Below are 16,185 nucleotides of genomic sequence, written 5' to 3'. Positions count from 1 at the left end.
CTCGAAGGACCTTAGGCTGACGCTACCGAGATGACTATCAAGACAAATCATGACTAATGTTGTCTAAAAAAATAGCACCTGATACCTGCACATAAAGCAAACAATTTTTCTATACACCGACAAAATTTATTGATATACAAATATCAAATATATTAATAATTGTAACATGAGGTGTCTATGTCAGGCTCTGGTGGGGGTAGCTTTGGCGGCCAGTTCGGTCAGGATGATTTTGAAGTGACCTGTGAAAAACTTACGATTGATACTCAGTTAAGTTCGCCTGATCCGCATGTCGTAGCGCAGCTGTCAATCGGCGTGATTATGGGGATTATGCAAATCAATTCAAATGGGACTCTGCTAACGGTTGCTATGCACAACGGTATTCAGGCTGGGGGTATCGCTTCTCCCTACATCCAGCGCCTCCGTGACTGTATGAGTAATGGTACTACCTATGTTGCTAAAGTGACCGCCATTAACGGTGGTCAGGTCAGGGTCAGTGTGTACGCGATATGAGCAACAGCAAAACGGTCAGTACGGAGATCATCACTATTGCAGGCGGTACCTATCATGAAATTATCCTTTATCCAGGAAATCACCAGGTTTACGGTTCAGCGGGAAGGGCGGCATCAGCACTGGCAACGCTCGGTGTAAACGTTGATTTGTACACCTACGCTGATGAAGTAGTCGATTCGGTTCTTCGAGAACGCGCCTGTTTTGAAAACTTCACGCTTCATACGAATGAAGTACGTGAATCCGTCATATTCCATTATGAGCATGGGCTGGCGGAACCTCGAATTTTCAATTACCCGGACACCCCTTACCCGGCCATTACAGTGAAAGCGCCCTGTATTCTACGCTATGGAATGCTGGAGGGATCCGCTGTAATCGACGCGGAATACGCAGTATATGATCCCCAGAATGTGACCAATCCGGAGCCATTCACAGCAAACGGATCCAGAGCAAAGCACCTCGCATTGATCCTTAATCGCTATGAGGCGAAGACCCTTAGTGGCCAGAGTGAATTATCCGACAGAGAGCATGCAGAGTTTCTCTACGAAAGTGGTCATGCCGAAGTCATCATTATCAAGCAGGGCCCAGCCGGTGCACTCATCTGCGATAAAGGGAAAATATCCTATATCCCTGCCTATGAGACAAGTCGGGTCAACAAAATTGGATCTGGTGACGCATTCGTAGCCTATTTTTCCCGTGAGTGGATGCTGAACAAAAAAACAGCCCACGATGCTGCGAATTATGCCTCACTTGCCACCGCATGCTACTGCGAAAGCGGACTTTTTCCTTCAGCAGAAGGGCTGGCTGCTTTCAGTCCCAGCCCCATCAAGCTTTCTCAGGCGTTCATTGAGGGTGGCAACAGAAAAGTCTATCTGGCTGGCCCCTTCTTTACCTTGGCACAGCTCTGGCTTGTTGAGCAAGCGCGACGGAACCTGAGCGATCTTGGGCTGGACGTTTTTTCCCCCTACCACATGGTTGGACACGGACCCGCAGAAGAAGTAGTCGAAAAGGATCTTGATGCGATACGGCAGGCCGACATCGTTTTTGCAATAGGTGATGCACTCGACTCCGGCACCATCTATGAAGTCGGTTACGCACGGGCGCTAGGCACCCCGGTGGTGTTCTATGCCGAGAACGAATCGGAAGAGGATCAGAAAATGATGGAAGGATCAGGATGTATCTTGAGCAAAGATTACGTCACAGCAATTTATAAAACGCTCTGGGTGGCCGCTCAAAAATGAAAACCGCACTTTTACTTTCTGGCGGAATGGACTCCATTGCTATTGCCTGGTGGAAGCGCCCGGATATAGCACTGACACTCGACTACGGTCAGCAAGCCGCCAATGCCGAAATTAAAGCTGCCACTGCCACCTGTGAGGCCCTTGGAATTGAGCATCACATTATACGCATTGACTGCCGTTCGCTGGGATCAGGGGATATGGCTGGTACCACTATGGATCCGAATGCACCATCGAGCGATTGGTGGCCGTATCGTAACCAGATGCTCATCTCGCTGGCGGCCATGAAGGCAATAACGCTTGGCGTCACGCACCTGTGGATCGGCACAGTGAAGTCAGATGAAACGCATCTAGATGGTACCATAGGCTTTATCAGCAGAATCAGTGAGCTTATGTCGTTTCAGGAAGGAGGCATGGTTGTCGAAGCTCCGGCAATTACGTTATCAACCTCTGAGTTGATCAGAATTTCAGATGTTACGCCAGGTGGCCTCGCTTGGGCCCATAGCTGCCATAAGGCAAACATCCCATGCGGCAACTGCCGGGGGTGCAATAAGTATTTTCAGGTTCTGGATGATGTCGGATATGACTTGGACCGTTCCCGCTAGTCCTGTTCCTCGTGAACAGCCACTCAGCTATCAACCCGTTAACTGGCCCGCCGGAGATCCGTTTTTTCTGCCGCCTCCTTCGGAGAATGCAGTGCTTCCCGGATTGAATGATGTGATCGAAACCCGTAGAACACAGCGAAACTTCAGCCACGTCAGTCAGGCCCAGCTATCTCACTGGCTATGGCTAACCGGCAGAGTGATGGCTGTGGGACATTCAAGCTATGGCTTTCCACTAACTCAACGCCCCGTGCCCTCCGCTGGGGCCATACATCCTATTCACATTATTCTTTCCCTCCCTGAACGGGATGGGTGGCAGCTGTATCTGCCTGACATGCACGCGCTGGCACCGCTTCGGATCCCTGAGCAGACCCGATTCGAAATACGCGATGAGCTTTTGCCGGTAATTGATATCCAGAGCGGAATTATTGTCAGACTTATCGCTGAGCCGGGAAAAACGTCAGCAAAATATTCAGATGCTGATAGTCTTGTTTGGCGCGATTCTGGTGTTCTTGTTGGGCAGATGGCGCTTGTTGCCGAAGCGCTAGAATGCAATTTTTGCCCGCTGGGCATTACAGGCCATGACTGGTGCTCCGGATTAAAACTGGAAGGTCGTCTGGCTGGTACCGGACTGGCGGTTTTTGGCTCGCGATGAACGAGGGCGCAATTTCGCAAGAGGCTGGCCGCGCATGTTTTCGATGAGACTGAACACCGTACTGGAAGAGGCCTGCATTTCATACCAGATAAGCGCATCCAGCTCGGATGCTTTTACGCCCATAGCTTCACTGAACTCCAGAAATATTTGTTCCAGCTTCAGGTAGTCACGTTCAACAGTAAGGTCTCCCGGGAAAAAACCTGCAAGTAATCCCGCCCTAAGGATGTGAATGTCCAGAATAGCGACATCATCCGCACAGAGCCAGTTACGTGCTATCCATGATGCCGTTTTATGACCAATACCGGGAATGGAGGTCAGCCAGTCTCTGAGAGCACGGCCCGAATCCGTCGGCGGCATCTCTACATCCAGCCTGTTTAGTGCAACCGAGAGATAGCGCGATTTTTGCCGAGCAAAGCGGTAACGCACTGATTTGTTACCAGTTTTAATGGGCTCTGATAGCCATTCGTAAAGAGTGGCTTCAGATGGTGGCTGAGCATCAAACGCACCGCAATCCTTCAGCTTATTGAATGCGGCAAGGCCTATCGCAGCTGGTATGCCGTGTCCACCCAGCAGGCAGGCACCCACTTCCTCTTTGAGCGTTCGCCCAAGCTTGTAATTGACGGCATTGACTTCCAGACGACGGGCGAGTATTTGATAGGCCCAGTACGCTGGCGATGGGAACGCCTCAATTCTTCCCCACCGAACACCCGGCAGGATATCCTGTTCCGGAGCTGGAAAGTCAAGATTGATAATTGTCGGTCCAATGAAGACCGCTCCGCGCTGCGTCATACAGTCTCCAGACCATAAGTTGCGTTCAGCCAGTTGATCAGTTCGTTGCGCTCTGCAGGTTCCATTCGTTCTATGCGATCATAAAGCCGAGTGCGTCTGCGGGCCAGAGTCTGTCTTTCCCGATAACTGCTGCCCATGTATCGCGCGTCATGCAACCTGTCAGGAACATCAAAGTTCATCCATACGCATTCTTCACGCACGCTCGTATGAGTCTTGGCGTTAAATCGCTCGCAGCGCCATCCGCTGAGCATTTCGTCATAGATAGGATTTCCGTAACCGGATATCATGACCATGCAGGGCAACCTGGCAAGCACTTGCAGCAACCGGCGATGATCGTCATCTGAATATTCATGACGATAGATTTTGCTACGTTTACGCGTGCTATGAACATAGGGTGGGTCGGCGTAAACCAGTTCACTACCCTGATACGGAAACGTACTGAGATACGCTATAGCGTCATCCTGAATGAGTTCGCAGGGAATATCCCCGCCGCGCCATACATCAATAACCTGTTGGTCAATATCGATTCCAATATTACGGGCTGCTGGCCGTTTGTTGCGCATCACAGCTCCTCCACCAAGGTGGGTTTCAATATATGTCTCGTGCACTGGCATCAGGTTGATGAGTCTCTGATAGCACTTGCCTTTACCACCGGGATATCTCATGCGCTAATCATCGTCATTTCTGACGATGATGTCAATTACAATCGGTATTGGTGTACGCGCTCCTTTACTACAAAGTACATAATCAATAACTTGATAGTTCGTTTTTTGTAAACTCTATTGCATAGCTGTTCGCACTAACGCATAGCAACGTGATGATTTAAAAAATATATTGTCTCGTTACAGGAATAGATGCGATAGATAATTTATTCTGCTCAATGATGGATGCGACGGATGCATTTTCACTTCCAGGGTGCAGCACGGACGAGCACTCGCCCGGAACTCTTTAACGATGATAAAACCTGGGTAGTTTGCTGGCACAGAGGATTCATTCCGAATAACAGGGACGAATCTCAGCCCCGGGTTTACATTTCTCACGTCTGCGCTTAAGCAGGCTGATTGCTATATTCTGCCCACAGGAGCCTGTATGACACGCAGCAAAGAACAGCTCTGGTCTGAACGTCAGGGGAACAATACCCGTAGGCCAGATGAAATAAGGTCGGAATACGAACGTGATCTTTCCCGACTAATCCACTCTTCCGCCTTCAGGCGATTACAGTCGAAGACACAGGTGCTGGGGCTGGGCGAGAGCGACTTCTACCGCACACGGCTGACTCACTCTATGGAGGTAGCGCAGATTGGCAGCGGCATCCTGTCTCAGCTGAATATACGCTATCCCGTTGGGGTAGCGACTGAGGCGGAATTCCTGCCTCACCCAAGCCTTATGCAGGCTATCTGCCTTGCCCACGATATCGGCCATCCCCCCTTCGGTCATGGTGGTGAAGTTGCGCTTAACTACTGCATGAGAGCCTATGGAGGCTTTGAGGGTAACGGACAGACGCTGCGTATACTCACCCAATTGGATAAGTACACCGAGTCCAACGGGCTGGATCCGACGCGCAGGCTTATTCTAGGCGTGCTGAAATACCCGGCAAGCTACTCTGAGGTAGTCAACGAGAGCGCTTACGGCCAGCTACAGTCAGGAAGCCGTGAATGGCTGTTTAAATCCTCCGGCTTTAAGCCCCCGAAATGCTATCTGGACTCCGAAGCGGATACTGTCAGCTTCGCACTCCAACCTTTTGATCATGATGATGCGCTGTTATTCAGATCCGGAAGAAAGACCACCGAGCCGGTTGAGCACAGGAAAACGAAATATAAAGCGCTGGACACAACGATTATGGACTTAGCGGATGAGATATCCTACTCACTCCATGATCTTGAGGACGCGATCTCACTGAGAATGATCGACAAAAGCATGTGGATGGACTACTTCAGTGACAAGTCGCATCTGTTTGAAGCATGTCAACGTAGCTCGTTTGACCTGACCGCTGAAGACGTAGCCGATAAGCTGTTCGGCAGAAGCTACCTTCGCAAGGAATGCATCGGAACGCTGGTTCATCTGATGATCACAAGTGTCACGCTTCAGGTGCAGCATCCTGATTTCAAGTGCGGAATGCTTCGCTATAAAGTGGCACTACCTGCTGAAGTCGAAGCCTTACGTGAGGCCATTTTCAGTCTGGTTGAGGACAAGGTTATCCGGCACGAAAACGTGCAGCTACTGGAGTTCAAAGGCCAGAAGTTGATTGTAGAGCTGTTCAATGTGCTGGCAAGCGACCCCACACGTTTTCTCCCGGCAGAGACGTGCAAGAAGTATAGAGAAGCTGAAAAAGCTGACGATAAAAAAATGCGGGTCATTAGCGACTATGTTTCAGGTATGACGGACGAGTACGCGACCCGGATGTATGAGAAAATCTTTGTTCCGCGCAAAGGATCAATCTTTGACAGACTCTGATGTTCCCCCTGCACATGGCAAAACCGTGAGCATGATGAATTAGAAGTTGGCACTGGCCCTGTTTTCAGGGGGGCTCAATCCTTATCAGTATTGTCGGGTTCTATGGCTTTTTTTGGGATAGCATAAGCTCTATTGCTAACTCAGCATACTGCGCGTCACTGGGCCAGAAAGTCACGGTTACTGAATAAGTGTCAGTTACAAAAAAAGCGGGGGTAGCACCCCGCTTTGGTATTTTTGGTAAGTAGCAACCCGGAGGCGGGAAGCTTTGCTTATCCTAACCTCAACTGCGCTACGTATACAAATTTTTGAGCCTTTCTGTAAGTTTGTGTAAATTTTCATTTGTTAAATGGTGATCGAACAGGATGCAAGCCACTCCATTAAAAATCATTTTCCCACTACAGCACATCTGACTTTTTTCATCTTTTTTAACTTAAAATCATTTCTAATCAATTAGATACTATTTGATGCGGACGATGTGCTGTAGCGGGATGTATCAATTATCTATTAATAAAAGATAGTTGAATTATTTTTACTAATACTGATTAGTGCAATGATACTTACTAAATGGTTTGAAATAATGTAATGTAAGCTGTTGATATATAATCATAGTTATAGAAATGATGTATGATGGTACTAGCGGGGGAGCTCTAATGATCCAGATAATTATTGAAAAATGCGGAGATAGCCCGGTATTCAAAATACCAGAAGCAATTATGGAAAAAGTTGGCTTCAGTATCGGCGATGCTATTGATATTGAAGTCAAAAATGGCTGTATCATTATTGGCCCAGCGGAACTGGTTAAATATTCCCTTGAAAATCTTATTGAGGGCATTTCTGAGGTTAATCTTCACAACAGAGTTGACTTCAGGCTGCCAATAGGCAAAGAGTTGCTCTGATTCTCTTTTAGACTAATTCCAGAAAATTGGAATGATTGCGGTGAGCAACAACCAAGAGAGGAAAGTAAAGTTTTTAGTCGTAATAAAGGCTATTTTTTACTATAAACTTCACATAGTTAATAAAATATCATATAACAATATGAAATTATTATGTTTTTTGTTTTGTTTTCCACTATCAGGTAATTAGAACCATTCTGAGTTTGAAGTTTTTATATGTAAACAAAGTGTTAACTCATTTTTTTGAGTTAACGCTAGGTTGCTGAAGCGCCGGTTGCAAGCCTGACTTATCCTTACCCAGTAATGGGTTTGAACCTCGAAAGAGGGAGGGGGAGTGTAGCATGTCAGGAAAAGGCTGGTTGCGGGGAAATAACCTGCTTTGCGCCAGCCATTGCAGGTTTCATCGGGTTAAGCCTGATTGGTTGAATAATCGTTCATCGTGGGTTTCCGGATATCTATGGCTCAAGGTTATTCTGGAGCCTTACCAATATTTATACCCGCCATACTCCAGGTTGCAGGCGCGCCGTCTTCTGAGCGACGCGTCTCATCCATGAGACTCGTTCTTTCGGAAACGGCACAATCTGGTTCTATCACTCCCGGCAGATCAGGAACCTAATCTGGTCAGGCAACGGTCAAGCGCGCTCACCAGCCAGTCGATATCTTCGGCCTGGAAGCATAGCGGCGGGCGTAATTTAAGGACATTACCGTAAGGTCCGGCCACGGACGTCAGGACAAACTCTTCGCGCAGCGCTTCAATAAGATTAAGCGCCAGGGCCTTATTCGGCTGTTTACTTTCCCTGTCGGTGACCAGTTCGAAGCCAATAAATAGCCCGGCGCCGCGTACATCGCCGACGCATTCGTGCTTATCCTGCAAAGTGCGCAGCGCCGCCAGCAGTTGCTCGCCGATATGCAGGCTATGGGCCTGGAGCTCTTCCTGCTGGATAACGCTCAATACCGCCTGGGCCGCAGCCATAGCAACGGGGTTGCCGCCAAAGGTGTTAAAATAGGGAAGCGCGTCGCTGAAAGCCGCCAGCACTTCTCCTTTAGCCATCAGCCCTGAGACCGGGATGCCGTTGCCCATCGGTTTGCCGGTGGTCACGACATCAGGCACCACATCGTGGCGGGCAAATCCCCAGAATGCCTCGCCGGTACGGGCAAAACCGGGCTGTACTTCATCGGCGATAAAAATCCCGCCGTTTTTATGGACCACATCGATCGCCTGTTTCAGAAAACCGCGTGGGCCAGGTAAAACGCCGTCAGAAGAGAAAATGGAGTCAGCCAGGAAACCGGCGAATTTAATGCCGTGGGCCGCCATATCATCAATCTGCTTCTGAATTTCCGCTGCAAACCAGGCGCCTGGATCGGCGGTCTGGTTACGGTAAAAATCCGGTGGGGCCACCAGGCGCGTTTCAGGCGCCAGGGGCTGGCCGCTGCCCAGAGCAGGCGATACGCCAGAGGTTAACGCGCTGGTTCCGTGGTAGGCCTCGCGGGAGACAATAATGCCGGTGCCGCCGCTCCAGGCGCGGGCAATGCGAATCGCCAGGTCATTGGCCTCAGAGCCAGTACACATATACATCGCCCGATTAATTTCGCCGGGAAGCGTGGCGAGGAGTGACTCGCTGTAATCAAGAATATGTTCATGCAGATAGCGGGTATGGGTATTTAACTGCATCATCTGCTGGTGAACCGCTTCAATTACCGCCGGATGACAGTGGCCGATACTGGCAACATTGTTGTAAACATCCAGATATTTATTCCCCTGCTTATCCCACAAATACTGTCCCTGCCCGCGCACCAGATGAACTGGATTACGGTAAAACAGGCGGTAGGACTCGCCGAGGATCTTGCTGCGTTTATCGGTTAACTGGCGGATCTCCGGAGCCAGGCTGTCGGCATGTTCAGCGCGAAAGCTATTGGTGTCCATGATGGTTGATCGTACGGTCATAATCACTCCTTTTATTCAGGCTCTGAGGCAGACTTATTCGTTGGTCGCCGTGACCGGAGAGCTGGCAAGCGCGTTTCTCCGGGCGTGTGTTGTCAGAAAATAGAGGTAACCGGCTACCATAAAGGCCAGGAATAACGCGCCAATCTGCGGGTTAAACCACAGCATGGCAGCCAGGCAAACGACAGCGCAGAACAGGGCGATAGCGGGGATGAACGGGTAACCCGGCGCCTTGTAGCTGCGGAGTAACGTGGGTTCACTACGGCGCAGCTTAAACAGACTCAGCATGCTCATGATGTACATCACGATAGCGCCAAAAACGGCCATGGTGATCATCGCGGCGGTCAGGCTCATGCCCTGCAGGCTGATACCATCCGAGAAGATGGCGGCGATACCGATTACGCCGCCGGCAAGTATGGCCCGGTGCGGGGTCTGAAAGCGCGACAGTTTCGCCAGCGCAGGGGGCAGATAACCGGCGCGGGCAAGAGCATAGAACTGGCGGGAATAGCCCATAATAATGCCGTGGAAGCTGGCGATCAGGCCAAACAATCCGATCCAGACCAGCATGTGCATCCAGCGGGAATCGTTGCCGACCAGCATTTTCATCGCCTGAGGAAGCGGATCGTTAATATCAGAGAGAGTACGCCAGTCTCCGGCCCCACCAGCCAGTACCATCACGCCTACCGCGAGGACAACCAGCGTGATGATGCCGCCGATATAGGCCCTGGGGATTGTCCGGCGCGGGTCTTTGGCCTCTTCTGCCGCCATTGCCGCCCCCTCGATAGCGAGAAAAAACCAGATGGCGAAAGGGATAGCCGCAAAAATACCGGACACGGATGCCGCAGAGAAACTATCGCTGCCCGCCCAGCCGTGGGCGACAAAGTTAGCCAGACTGAAACCAGGTGCGACAACGCCCATAAAGACAAGTAATTCGATTACCGCCAGCAATGTGACCAGCAGTTCGAAGGTCGCGGCGATACTGACCCCGACAATATTCAGCCCCATAAAGATGAGATACGCGCAGACGGCGATCAGTTTTGGGTTAAGTTCCGGGAACTGGACATTAAGGTAAGCGCCAATCGCCATGGCAATGGCGGGCGGGGCGAAAACAAATTCAATCAACGTCGCGATACCGGCAATCAGGCCGCCGGTATCGCCAAATGCACGGCGACTATATGCGAATGGCCCACCGGCTTGCGGGATCGCGGTGGTCAGTTCGGTAAAACTAAAAATAAAGCAGGTATACATCAGGGCAATAAATAATGTGGTAACCAGAAAGCCCAGAGTGCCTGCCACTCCCCAGCCATAACTCCAGCCGAAATACTCTCCGGAAATCACCAGTCCGACAGCAATTCCCCACAACTGCAGGGCTCCGAGAGTAGGTTTAAGTTTGTTTTTCATCACTGCATTCCCCGTCTGTGCCATAGAAGAAATGTGACGCCGTTAACGCTGGCACATTGATAATGGCCCGCTAAACGGGGAAAAACTTGACCGTAAAAAACAGATGACTGCTGGCTAATGTCAACTCCAGGTGTGAACAGGGGGAAATGCAGGCTGCGGTCAACTTTCTCTGTCGCGTCGTCAAGCCAGTCAAAAAGGTTCAGCGCCATTCTGAAGTCACCTTCAGAGATAAATGGAGCAGGACATGAGCGCGAAACAGTACGACACCCTGAGTAACGAAATGATCCTCCGGTTGGCCCATCAGGCGCTGGCTAACTATCCGCAATACGCTGATGCCACGGTTCGGTTACTGTGCCGATCGGAAAATGCCACCCTGCAGGTGACGCATTCCGGTAACCGGTTCGCGCTGCGTATTCATCGCGGTGATTATCATGATCGTCAGGATATTGAAAGTGAACTGCTGTGGCTCGACGCCCTGCGCGATGCCGGTATTGCGGTGCCGGAAGCGATTGCGGATGACCGGGGCGAACGGATTCAGCGGTTGCCCCTGGCCGACGGAAGCCAACGCTATGGCGTATTATTTCACTGGATTGACGGGGAAATGCCGACAACCCAGGTCGATCCAACGGCCTTCCGTCAACTGGGACATATTACCGCGCGGTTGCATCAGCACAGCCGTAGCTGGCAAAAGCCCGCGAGTTTTCGCCGTATTATCTGGGATCACCAAACCATGGTGTCGGCGGCCAGTCACTGGGGAGACTGGCGGGATGCCCCCGGCCTCGATCCACGGGAACATCCTCTGGTAGAGGAGACGATCCGGCATGTCGGTCAGCAGATGACGGAATTTGGTCAGTCGCCGGCGCACTATGGCCTGATTCACGCGGATCTGCGATTAACCAATCTGCTGTTACATCATGGGGAGACTCGAGTAATTGATTTTGATGATTGCGGTATGGGCTGGTATCTGCATGATTTAGCGGCGGCCATCAGCTTTGTTGAGCATCATGCCAGCGCTCCCCAGTGGATCGAAAACTGGCTAAGTGGCTATGAGCAGGTCGCGCATATCAGCGATCGGGAACTGGCTGTCATCCCGGCGATGTTGATCCAGCGGCGTATTCAGCTTACCGCATGGGTCGCTTCACATCGGGAAACGGAAATGGCGCGTAGCCTGGGGGATGCCTGGACCAGCCATACCGTGCGTTTGTGTCAACGTTACCTGGCCGGCACAGCGTTACCCGTCGGCGTATGAGCGCACACTCCTGGCGCATTCTATGGCCGCGATGGTGCAAATAATCCGTAGGTATTTTAATAAATTGATGATTATAAATAAGATTATGGTTGGTATATTTTTTGCTGGAGAGCTGTCCATGTGTAGCCTCCAGTGGAATAATGACCATGATGCAATCAGATAGTGTGTTATCTGCGCTCTCCGGAGCGGTGGGTATGCACCGCGGCGTATTATCTGCGGCCGCGACGGGGCTCAGTGATTTCATCGGTTCCCAGGGAGGGGATGCTGACCGAATTTTCGGGATTAGCGGCATCAATCCAGAGAGTCTGTCTTGTCCGACCCTGAGCCTGGATCTGGTCAGTTATTGCCGGGTAATGGAGGAGGCGGCGCATCTGGCCGGTCGTGATAATTTCGGCCTTTATTACGGCCAGCAGTTCCGGCCGCAGTCATTGGGGCTTATCGGTTATATCGGCCTGTGCTCCGCCACCCTTGAGCAGGCGCTGCGCAACCTGGTCAGCGCCTTTCCGTTTCACCAGCACAACACGCTGATTCAACTGACCGAACGTCATGACAGCTGGCAACTGGACTATCAGGTCCGCCATGGGGCGATCCTCTCCCGGCGTCAGGACGCAGAGCTTACGCTGGGCATGTTTCTGAACCTTATCCGCCATGCGGCAGGCAAGCACTGGGCGCCCAGAGAAGTGCATTTTGAACACCCTCGTCCTGAACAGTGGCACGAGCACTGTAAGGTATTTGATGCCCCCGTTTATTTTGATCAGCCGTTTAATTCCATGATCATTAATAAAGCGGATGTCTCACGCAAAATGCCCGATCACGACCCGATGCTGCTGCTGGTTATGCAGGATGCGATTCGACGCCTGAGCGCGGTGCCGGTTAACCAGAGCTGCGTTGACCAGACCCGCACCGGCATTCAGCTGCAGCTGGTTAATGGCGAACCGTCTCTGGAGGCTGTTGCTGAAAAGCAGGGGCTTTCCGCCTGGTCTTTGCAGCGGCGCCTGCGTGAGGAAAACACCAGCTTTAGCGCGCAAGTTGATCATGTGCGTAAAGAGATGGCGACTCACTACCTGAAACAGCAGCATTTGTCGGTATCGGAAATGGCGTTGCTACTGGGGTATTCTGAGGTAAGCGCTTTTTCACGGGCGTTTCGTCGCTGGTTTGGTTATAGCCCCCGCCACTACCGTAAGTCGCGTTAATATCGGGATATGAGTTAATTCTCATTAATATGGCGCAGACGGCTATGATAGCCTGTCGTTTCACGCTGCCGGATGCGCCATGTATTTTCATATCACATCCGCTGACCTTCAGATTCAGTTTTCTGTTATTCAGGAAGAAATATTTCATCGACTGCCGCCCTCCCGCAACGCGAATTATGTAGAGTATAAGCTGCTGTATATCTGCGTGATACGCTATTTTTTTATAAAAAACACTGAGGCATATTCAAGTCATCATGCTATGTCGCCATAAACAATTGTGGAGACAATGTGTGTTAATTATGTTTTTTTAATGTGGATGTAATTCATTTATTTAAAATTTACATCAATAAAAGTAGCGCTAACCATATCTATCTTTATGTTTTTATTTCATTATTTAATTAAACTCTAAAATGAATAATTATCGACTTGATAATAAAACTCATTTCTAATAACGTTATGTGGCACAATAATCCTATTGGTGCTGTTCGGATAACGCTATCAAAGAATAGCGTGGCCCGTTTATATCTTCATTTTGCCAGGGTGATATATCCCTATTTTTGGTGATTAATTGCTTATTGCTATCCCGGTATTTTAGCGGGAGGGCTTTGCTATGCCAAAAGCAGAGATGATGCCCTGTGCATGGAAGTCATTACTGTTTATCGGACAGATAAAACAGGCGGCCCCGACAGCAATAAAAGAAAACAGGGCATATTCCATGAAACATTATTCACTGGCGGTTCTGATCCATATGGCTATCTGGGGAGTGACATTATCAGCGCAAGCCGCTGATGGCAGCACTTCAGAGGAAACAAAGAAATCCGAGACCGCGACCACAACCGCTGAGACAAATCACGACGAAACGATGGTGGTGACCGCGGCGACACAGAATCTGCAGGCCCCCGGCGTTTCCACGATTACGGCCGATGAAATCCGTAAGCATCCACCCGCTCGCGATGTCTCCGAACTGATTCGTACACAACCGGGCGTTAACCTTACAGGCAACTCCACCAGCGGCCAACGCGGCAATAACCGCCAGGTTGATATTCGCGGTATGGGGCCGGAGAACACGCTGATTCTGGTTGATGGTAAGCCAGTGACCAGTCGTAACTCCGTGCGCTATGGCTGGCGCGGCGACAGGGATACACGCGGCGACACCAGTTGGGTACCCGCGGAAATGATCGACCATATCGACGTCATTCGCGGTCCTGCGGCGGCCCGCTACGGCAACGGGGCGATGGGCGGGGTAGTCAATATCATCACCAAACCGGCCACCGGCGAGTGGCATGGTTCCTGGAATACCTATCTGAACGCTCCTCAGCACCGTAAAGAGGGCGCGACCAAGCGTACTAACTTTAGTCTCAATGGTCCGCTCTCGGATCAGGTCAGCTTTAATTTATGGGGAAATCTGAGCAAAACTCAGGCCGATGCCCAGGATATTAACTCTGGTCATGAAGCGGCACGAACCGGTAGCTACGCAGGCTCTTATCCGGCGGGGCGCGAAGGGGTCGTGAATAAAGATATCCACGGCAAGCTGCGCTGGGAGTTTGCGCCGATGCAGGCGCTGGAATTTGAAACCGGCTACAGCCGTCAGGGCAACCTGTATGCGGGCGACACGCAAAACACCAACACCAGCGCACTGGTGAAAAGTATGTATGGTAAAGAGACCAATCGTCTCTATCGTCAGACTTACGGGATTACGTGGACCGGCGGCTGGGACAATGGTGTGACCAGCAACACATTCGCTCAGTATGAACGTACCCGTAACTCACGCATGAACGAGGGGCTGGCCGGGGGATCGGAGGGAATTTTCTCCAGCAGCAAATTCTCGGATATCGATCTGTCGGATGTCCTGTTGCACAGTGAAGTGAACATTCCGTTTACTCTCGGCGTTGAGCAGAATCTGACGCTGGGTACCGAGTGGAACCAGCAACGGATGAAAGACGGCGTATCAACGACCCAGTCTCTCTCTTATGGTTCCATTGACGGTGTATCGGCTACCGGACGCAGTCCCTATTCCAGCGCCGAGATTTTCTCGCTATTTACCGAAGATAATATCGCGCTGACCGACAGCACCATGTTGACGCCGGCGTTACGCTTTGACCACCATACCCTTGTCGGCAATAACTGGAGTCCATCCCTGAACCTCTCCCAGGAACTGTCGGAGAGCTGGACGCTGAAGCTGGGGATTGCCCGCGCCTATAAAGCGCCGAACCTTTACCAGCTCAACCCGAACTATATTCTGTACAGCAATGGCCAGGGGTGCTATGCCAGCAACTCTGCCTGTTACCTGATGGGTAATAAAGATCTGAAAGCGGAAACCAGCGTCAATAAAGAGATTGGTCTTGAGTTCAAGCGTAACGGCTATCAGGCTGGCGTGACATACTTCCGTAACGATTACCGCAATAAGATTGAATCCGGCTATTCGGCAGTGGGCACGGCCAGCAACGGCACCACCAATATTTATCAGTGGGAAAACGTACCGAAGGCGCTGGTTGAAGGGCTGGAAGGCACGTTAAATCTGCCGGTAAGCGAAACGGTTAACTGGAGCAATAACCTGACGTGGATGCTGCAGAGTAAGAACAAGACCACCGGCGATCGCCTGTCGATAATCCCGCAGTTCACGCTCAACTCGACCGTCAGTTGGCAGGTGCGCGACGATCTCTCATTGCAGAGCACCTTCACCTGGTATGGCCGCCAGAAACCGAAGCGCTTTAACTATAAAGGTGAGGCGGTATCCGGCAGTGAGCTGAACGAAGTGAGTCCGTATAGCATTGTCGGGCTGAGCGCGACCTGGGATGTGAACAAAAATCTGAGCCTGACCAGCGGGGTGGATAACCTGTTCGACATTCGCCACTACCGTGCCGGTAATGCGCAGACCACGGGGAACTCGACGACCGGCGCTTATCTGTATGGCGCGGGCGCGGAAACCTATAATGAATCAGGCCGGACGTTTTATGTCAGCGTGAATACGCATTTCTGATAATCATTTAACGACAGGCCGGGATCTTTATTTATCCCGGCTTTTTATTGCCCGCTAAAAACCGTGCTCTGTGCAATGCTGGTCAGTTAAGGGCTGTCAGTTGTGTTTATGGCTGGCTGAGCGGTTCCGTCAATCGGTGGTTCTGGCGAACATGACGCATTTTTCGTTTTCACCCATTTTGGCTTAGTGGCCAGTTCTGGATGTGCGCCTGCGTTCTCGCCAGGCTTTCCTGATGCGCCCAACCCCCTCTGCGGTGAACCCGCACTCAGTCAGCGGCTACCC

At 51.0% G+C, this 16,185-nt stretch carries 14 protein-coding genes; 9 read left to right on the top strand and 5 right to left on the bottom strand.

Features of this window, described 5'->3' with window-relative positions:
- Nucleotides 1-177 precede the first annotated feature (177 nt).
- The 4 genes from FN037_RS19025 to FN037_RS19010 are packed head-to-tail and all read left to right on the top strand — an operon-like array spanning nucleotide 178 to nucleotide 3,002.
- On the top strand, nucleotides 178-510 hold the full coding sequence (locus FN037_RS19025) for a hypothetical protein (RefSeq protein ID WP_044650496.1): 333 nt from the start codon (nucleotides 178-180) through the stop codon (nucleotides 508-510).
- Nucleotides 507-1,748: a PfkB family carbohydrate kinase gene (locus FN037_RS19020; RefSeq protein ID WP_077257501.1), complete on the top strand. Its 1,242-nt coding sequence runs from the start codon at nucleotides 507-509 to the stop codon at nucleotides 1,746-1,748. Before FN037_RS19025 ends, FN037_RS19020 begins: the two co-directional genes overlap by 4 nt.
- On the top strand, nucleotides 1,745-2,350 hold the full coding sequence (locus tag FN037_RS19015; protein WP_046877730.1) for a 7-cyano-7-deazaguanine synthase: 606 nt from the start codon (nucleotides 1,745-1,747) through the stop codon (nucleotides 2,348-2,350). Before FN037_RS19020 ends, FN037_RS19015 begins: the two co-directional genes overlap by 4 nt.
- On the top strand, nucleotides 2,328-3,002 hold the full coding sequence (locus FN037_RS19010) for a dehydrogenase (protein WP_223371151.1): 675 nt from the start codon (nucleotides 2,328-2,330) through the stop codon (nucleotides 3,000-3,002). Before FN037_RS19015 ends, FN037_RS19010 begins: the two co-directional genes overlap by 23 nt.
- Here FN037_RS19010 and FN037_RS19005 read toward each other — a convergent pair.
- Together FN037_RS19005 and FN037_RS19000 are read right to left on the bottom strand one after the other, a co-directional pair.
- Nucleotides 2,946-3,791, bottom strand: coding sequence for an 8-oxoguanine DNA glycosylase (locus tag FN037_RS19005; RefSeq protein WP_044650562.1), 846 nt, complete (start codon nucleotides 3,789-3,791; stop codon nucleotides 2,946-2,948). The two genes, FN037_RS19010 and FN037_RS19005, sit on opposite strands and share 57 nt — an antisense overlap.
- Nucleotides 3,788-4,354 (bottom strand): DNA adenine methylase, encoded by a 567-nt coding sequence (locus FN037_RS19000; RefSeq protein ID WP_001514831.1) that lies wholly within the window; start codon nucleotides 4,352-4,354, stop codon nucleotides 3,788-3,790. Before FN037_RS19000 ends, FN037_RS19005 begins: the two co-directional genes overlap by 4 nt.
- 526 nt (nucleotides 4,355-4,880) lie before the next feature.
- Here FN037_RS19000 and FN037_RS18990 point away from each other — a divergent pair.
- Nucleotides 4,881-6,245: an anti-phage deoxyguanosine triphosphatase gene (locus tag FN037_RS18990; protein ID WP_106939559.1), complete on the top strand. Its 1,365-nt coding sequence runs from the start codon at nucleotides 4,881-4,883 to the stop codon at nucleotides 6,243-6,245.
- 650 nt (nucleotides 6,246-6,895) lie between these two features.
- The gene (locus FN037_RS18985; protein ID WP_001548021.1) at nucleotides 6,896-7,141 is read left to right on the top strand and encodes a hypothetical protein; all 246 of its coding nucleotides are present in this window, start codon (nucleotides 6,896-6,898) and stop codon (nucleotides 7,139-7,141) included.
- Nucleotides 7,142-7,742: 601 nt separating this feature from the next.
- On the opposite strand, the gene FN037_RS18980 is transcribed toward FN037_RS18985, so the two are convergent.
- Genes FN037_RS18980 through FN037_RS18970 form a run of 3 tightly spaced genes read right to left on the bottom strand, consistent with a single transcriptional unit; the run spans nucleotide 7,743 to nucleotide 10,690 of the window.
- Nucleotides 7,743-9,083 (bottom strand): aspartate aminotransferase family protein, encoded by a 1,341-nt coding sequence (locus tag FN037_RS18980; RefSeq protein WP_138358338.1) that lies wholly within the window; start codon nucleotides 9,081-9,083, stop codon nucleotides 7,743-7,745.
- Nucleotides 9,084-9,116: 33 nt separating this feature from the next.
- Nucleotides 9,117-10,481 carry an ethanolamine permease gene (gene eat, locus FN037_RS18975; protein WP_142502960.1) on the bottom strand — a complete coding sequence of 455 codons (1,365 nt, stop codon included), beginning with the start codon at nucleotides 10,479-10,481 and terminating at the stop codon, nucleotides 9,117-9,119.
- Complete coding sequence (locus FN037_RS18970; protein ID WP_142502959.1) at nucleotides 10,481-10,690, bottom strand: hypothetical protein; 210 nt, start codon at nucleotides 10,688-10,690, stop codon at nucleotides 10,481-10,483. Before FN037_RS18970 ends, eat begins: the two co-directional genes overlap by 1 nt.
- A gap of 35 nt (nucleotides 10,691-10,725) precedes the next feature.
- On the opposite strand from FN037_RS18970, the gene FN037_RS18965 reads away from it, so the two are divergent.
- From FN037_RS18965 to FN037_RS18955, 3 genes are all read left to right on the top strand, one after another.
- The gene (locus FN037_RS18965; RefSeq protein WP_138358342.1) at nucleotides 10,726-11,730 is read left to right on the top strand and encodes a phosphotransferase enzyme family protein; all 1,005 of its coding nucleotides are present in this window, start codon (nucleotides 10,726-10,728) and stop codon (nucleotides 11,728-11,730) included.
- 140 nt (nucleotides 11,731-11,870) lie between these two features.
- Entirely contained in the window at nucleotides 11,871-12,923 is a 1,053-nt protein-coding gene (locus tag FN037_RS18960) for an AraC family transcriptional regulator (RefSeq protein WP_138358344.1), read from the top strand.
- A gap of 715 nt (nucleotides 12,924-13,638) precedes the next feature.
- The gene (locus tag FN037_RS18955) at nucleotides 13,639-15,903 is read left to right on the top strand and encodes a TonB-dependent siderophore receptor (protein WP_138358346.1); all 2,265 of its coding nucleotides are present in this window, start codon (nucleotides 13,639-13,641) and stop codon (nucleotides 15,901-15,903) included.
- The last annotated feature ends 282 nt before the right edge of the window (nucleotides 15,904-16,185 follow it).

Source organism: Klebsiella sp. 2680 (genome assembly GCF_900198535.1).
Lineage (GTDB): Bacteria > Pseudomonadota > Gammaproteobacteria > Enterobacterales > Enterobacteriaceae > Klebsiella > Klebsiella indica.
Note: the sequence above shows the minus strand (reverse complement) of the source record. Positions and strands in the feature narration are given on the sequence as shown.

Bases quoted from the DNA above. Each gene is read 5' to 3' on its own strand.
- FN037_RS19025 (WP_044650496.1), top strand. From the start codon at position 178: ATGTCAGGCTCTGGTGGGGGTAGCTTTGGCGGCCAGTTCGGTCAGGAT.
- FN037_RS19020 (WP_077257501.1), top strand. From the start codon at position 507: ATGAGCAACAGCAAAACGGTCAGTACGGAGATCATCACTATTGCAGGC.
- FN037_RS19015 (WP_046877730.1), top strand. From the start codon at position 1,745: ATGAAAACCGCACTTTTACTTTCTGGCGGAATGGACTCCATTGCTATT.
- FN037_RS19010 (WP_223371151.1), top strand. From the start codon at position 2,328: ATGACTTGGACCGTTCCCGCTAGTCCTGTTCCTCGTGAACAGCCACTC.
- FN037_RS19005 (WP_044650562.1), bottom strand. From the start codon at position 3,791: ATGACGCAGCGCGGAGCGGTCTTCATTGGACCGACAATTATCAATCTT.
- FN037_RS19000 (WP_001514831.1), bottom strand. From the start codon at position 4,354: ATGCGCAACAAACGGCCAGCAGCCCGTAATATTGGAATCGATATTGAC.
- FN037_RS18990 (WP_106939559.1), top strand. From the start codon at position 4,881: ATGACACGCAGCAAAGAACAGCTCTGGTCTGAACGTCAGGGGAACAAT.
- FN037_RS18985 (WP_001548021.1), top strand. From the start codon at position 6,896: ATGATCCAGATAATTATTGAAAAATGCGGAGATAGCCCGGTATTCAAA.
- FN037_RS18980 (WP_138358338.1), bottom strand. From the start codon at position 9,083: ATGACCGTACGATCAACCATCATGGACACCAATAGCTTTCGCGCTGAA.
- eat (WP_142502960.1), bottom strand. From the start codon at position 10,481: ATGAAAAACAAACTTAAACCTACTCTCGGAGCCCTGCAGTTGTGGGGA.
- FN037_RS18970 (WP_142502959.1), bottom strand. From the start codon at position 10,690: ATGGCGCTGAACCTTTTTGACTGGCTTGACGACGCGACAGAGAAAGTT.
- FN037_RS18965 (WP_138358342.1), top strand. From the start codon at position 10,726: ATGAGCGCGAAACAGTACGACACCCTGAGTAACGAAATGATCCTCCGG.
- FN037_RS18960 (WP_138358344.1), top strand. From the start codon at position 11,871: ATGACCATGATGCAATCAGATAGTGTGTTATCTGCGCTCTCCGGAGCG.
- FN037_RS18955 (WP_138358346.1), top strand. From the start codon at position 13,639: ATGAAACATTATTCACTGGCGGTTCTGATCCATATGGCTATCTGGGGA.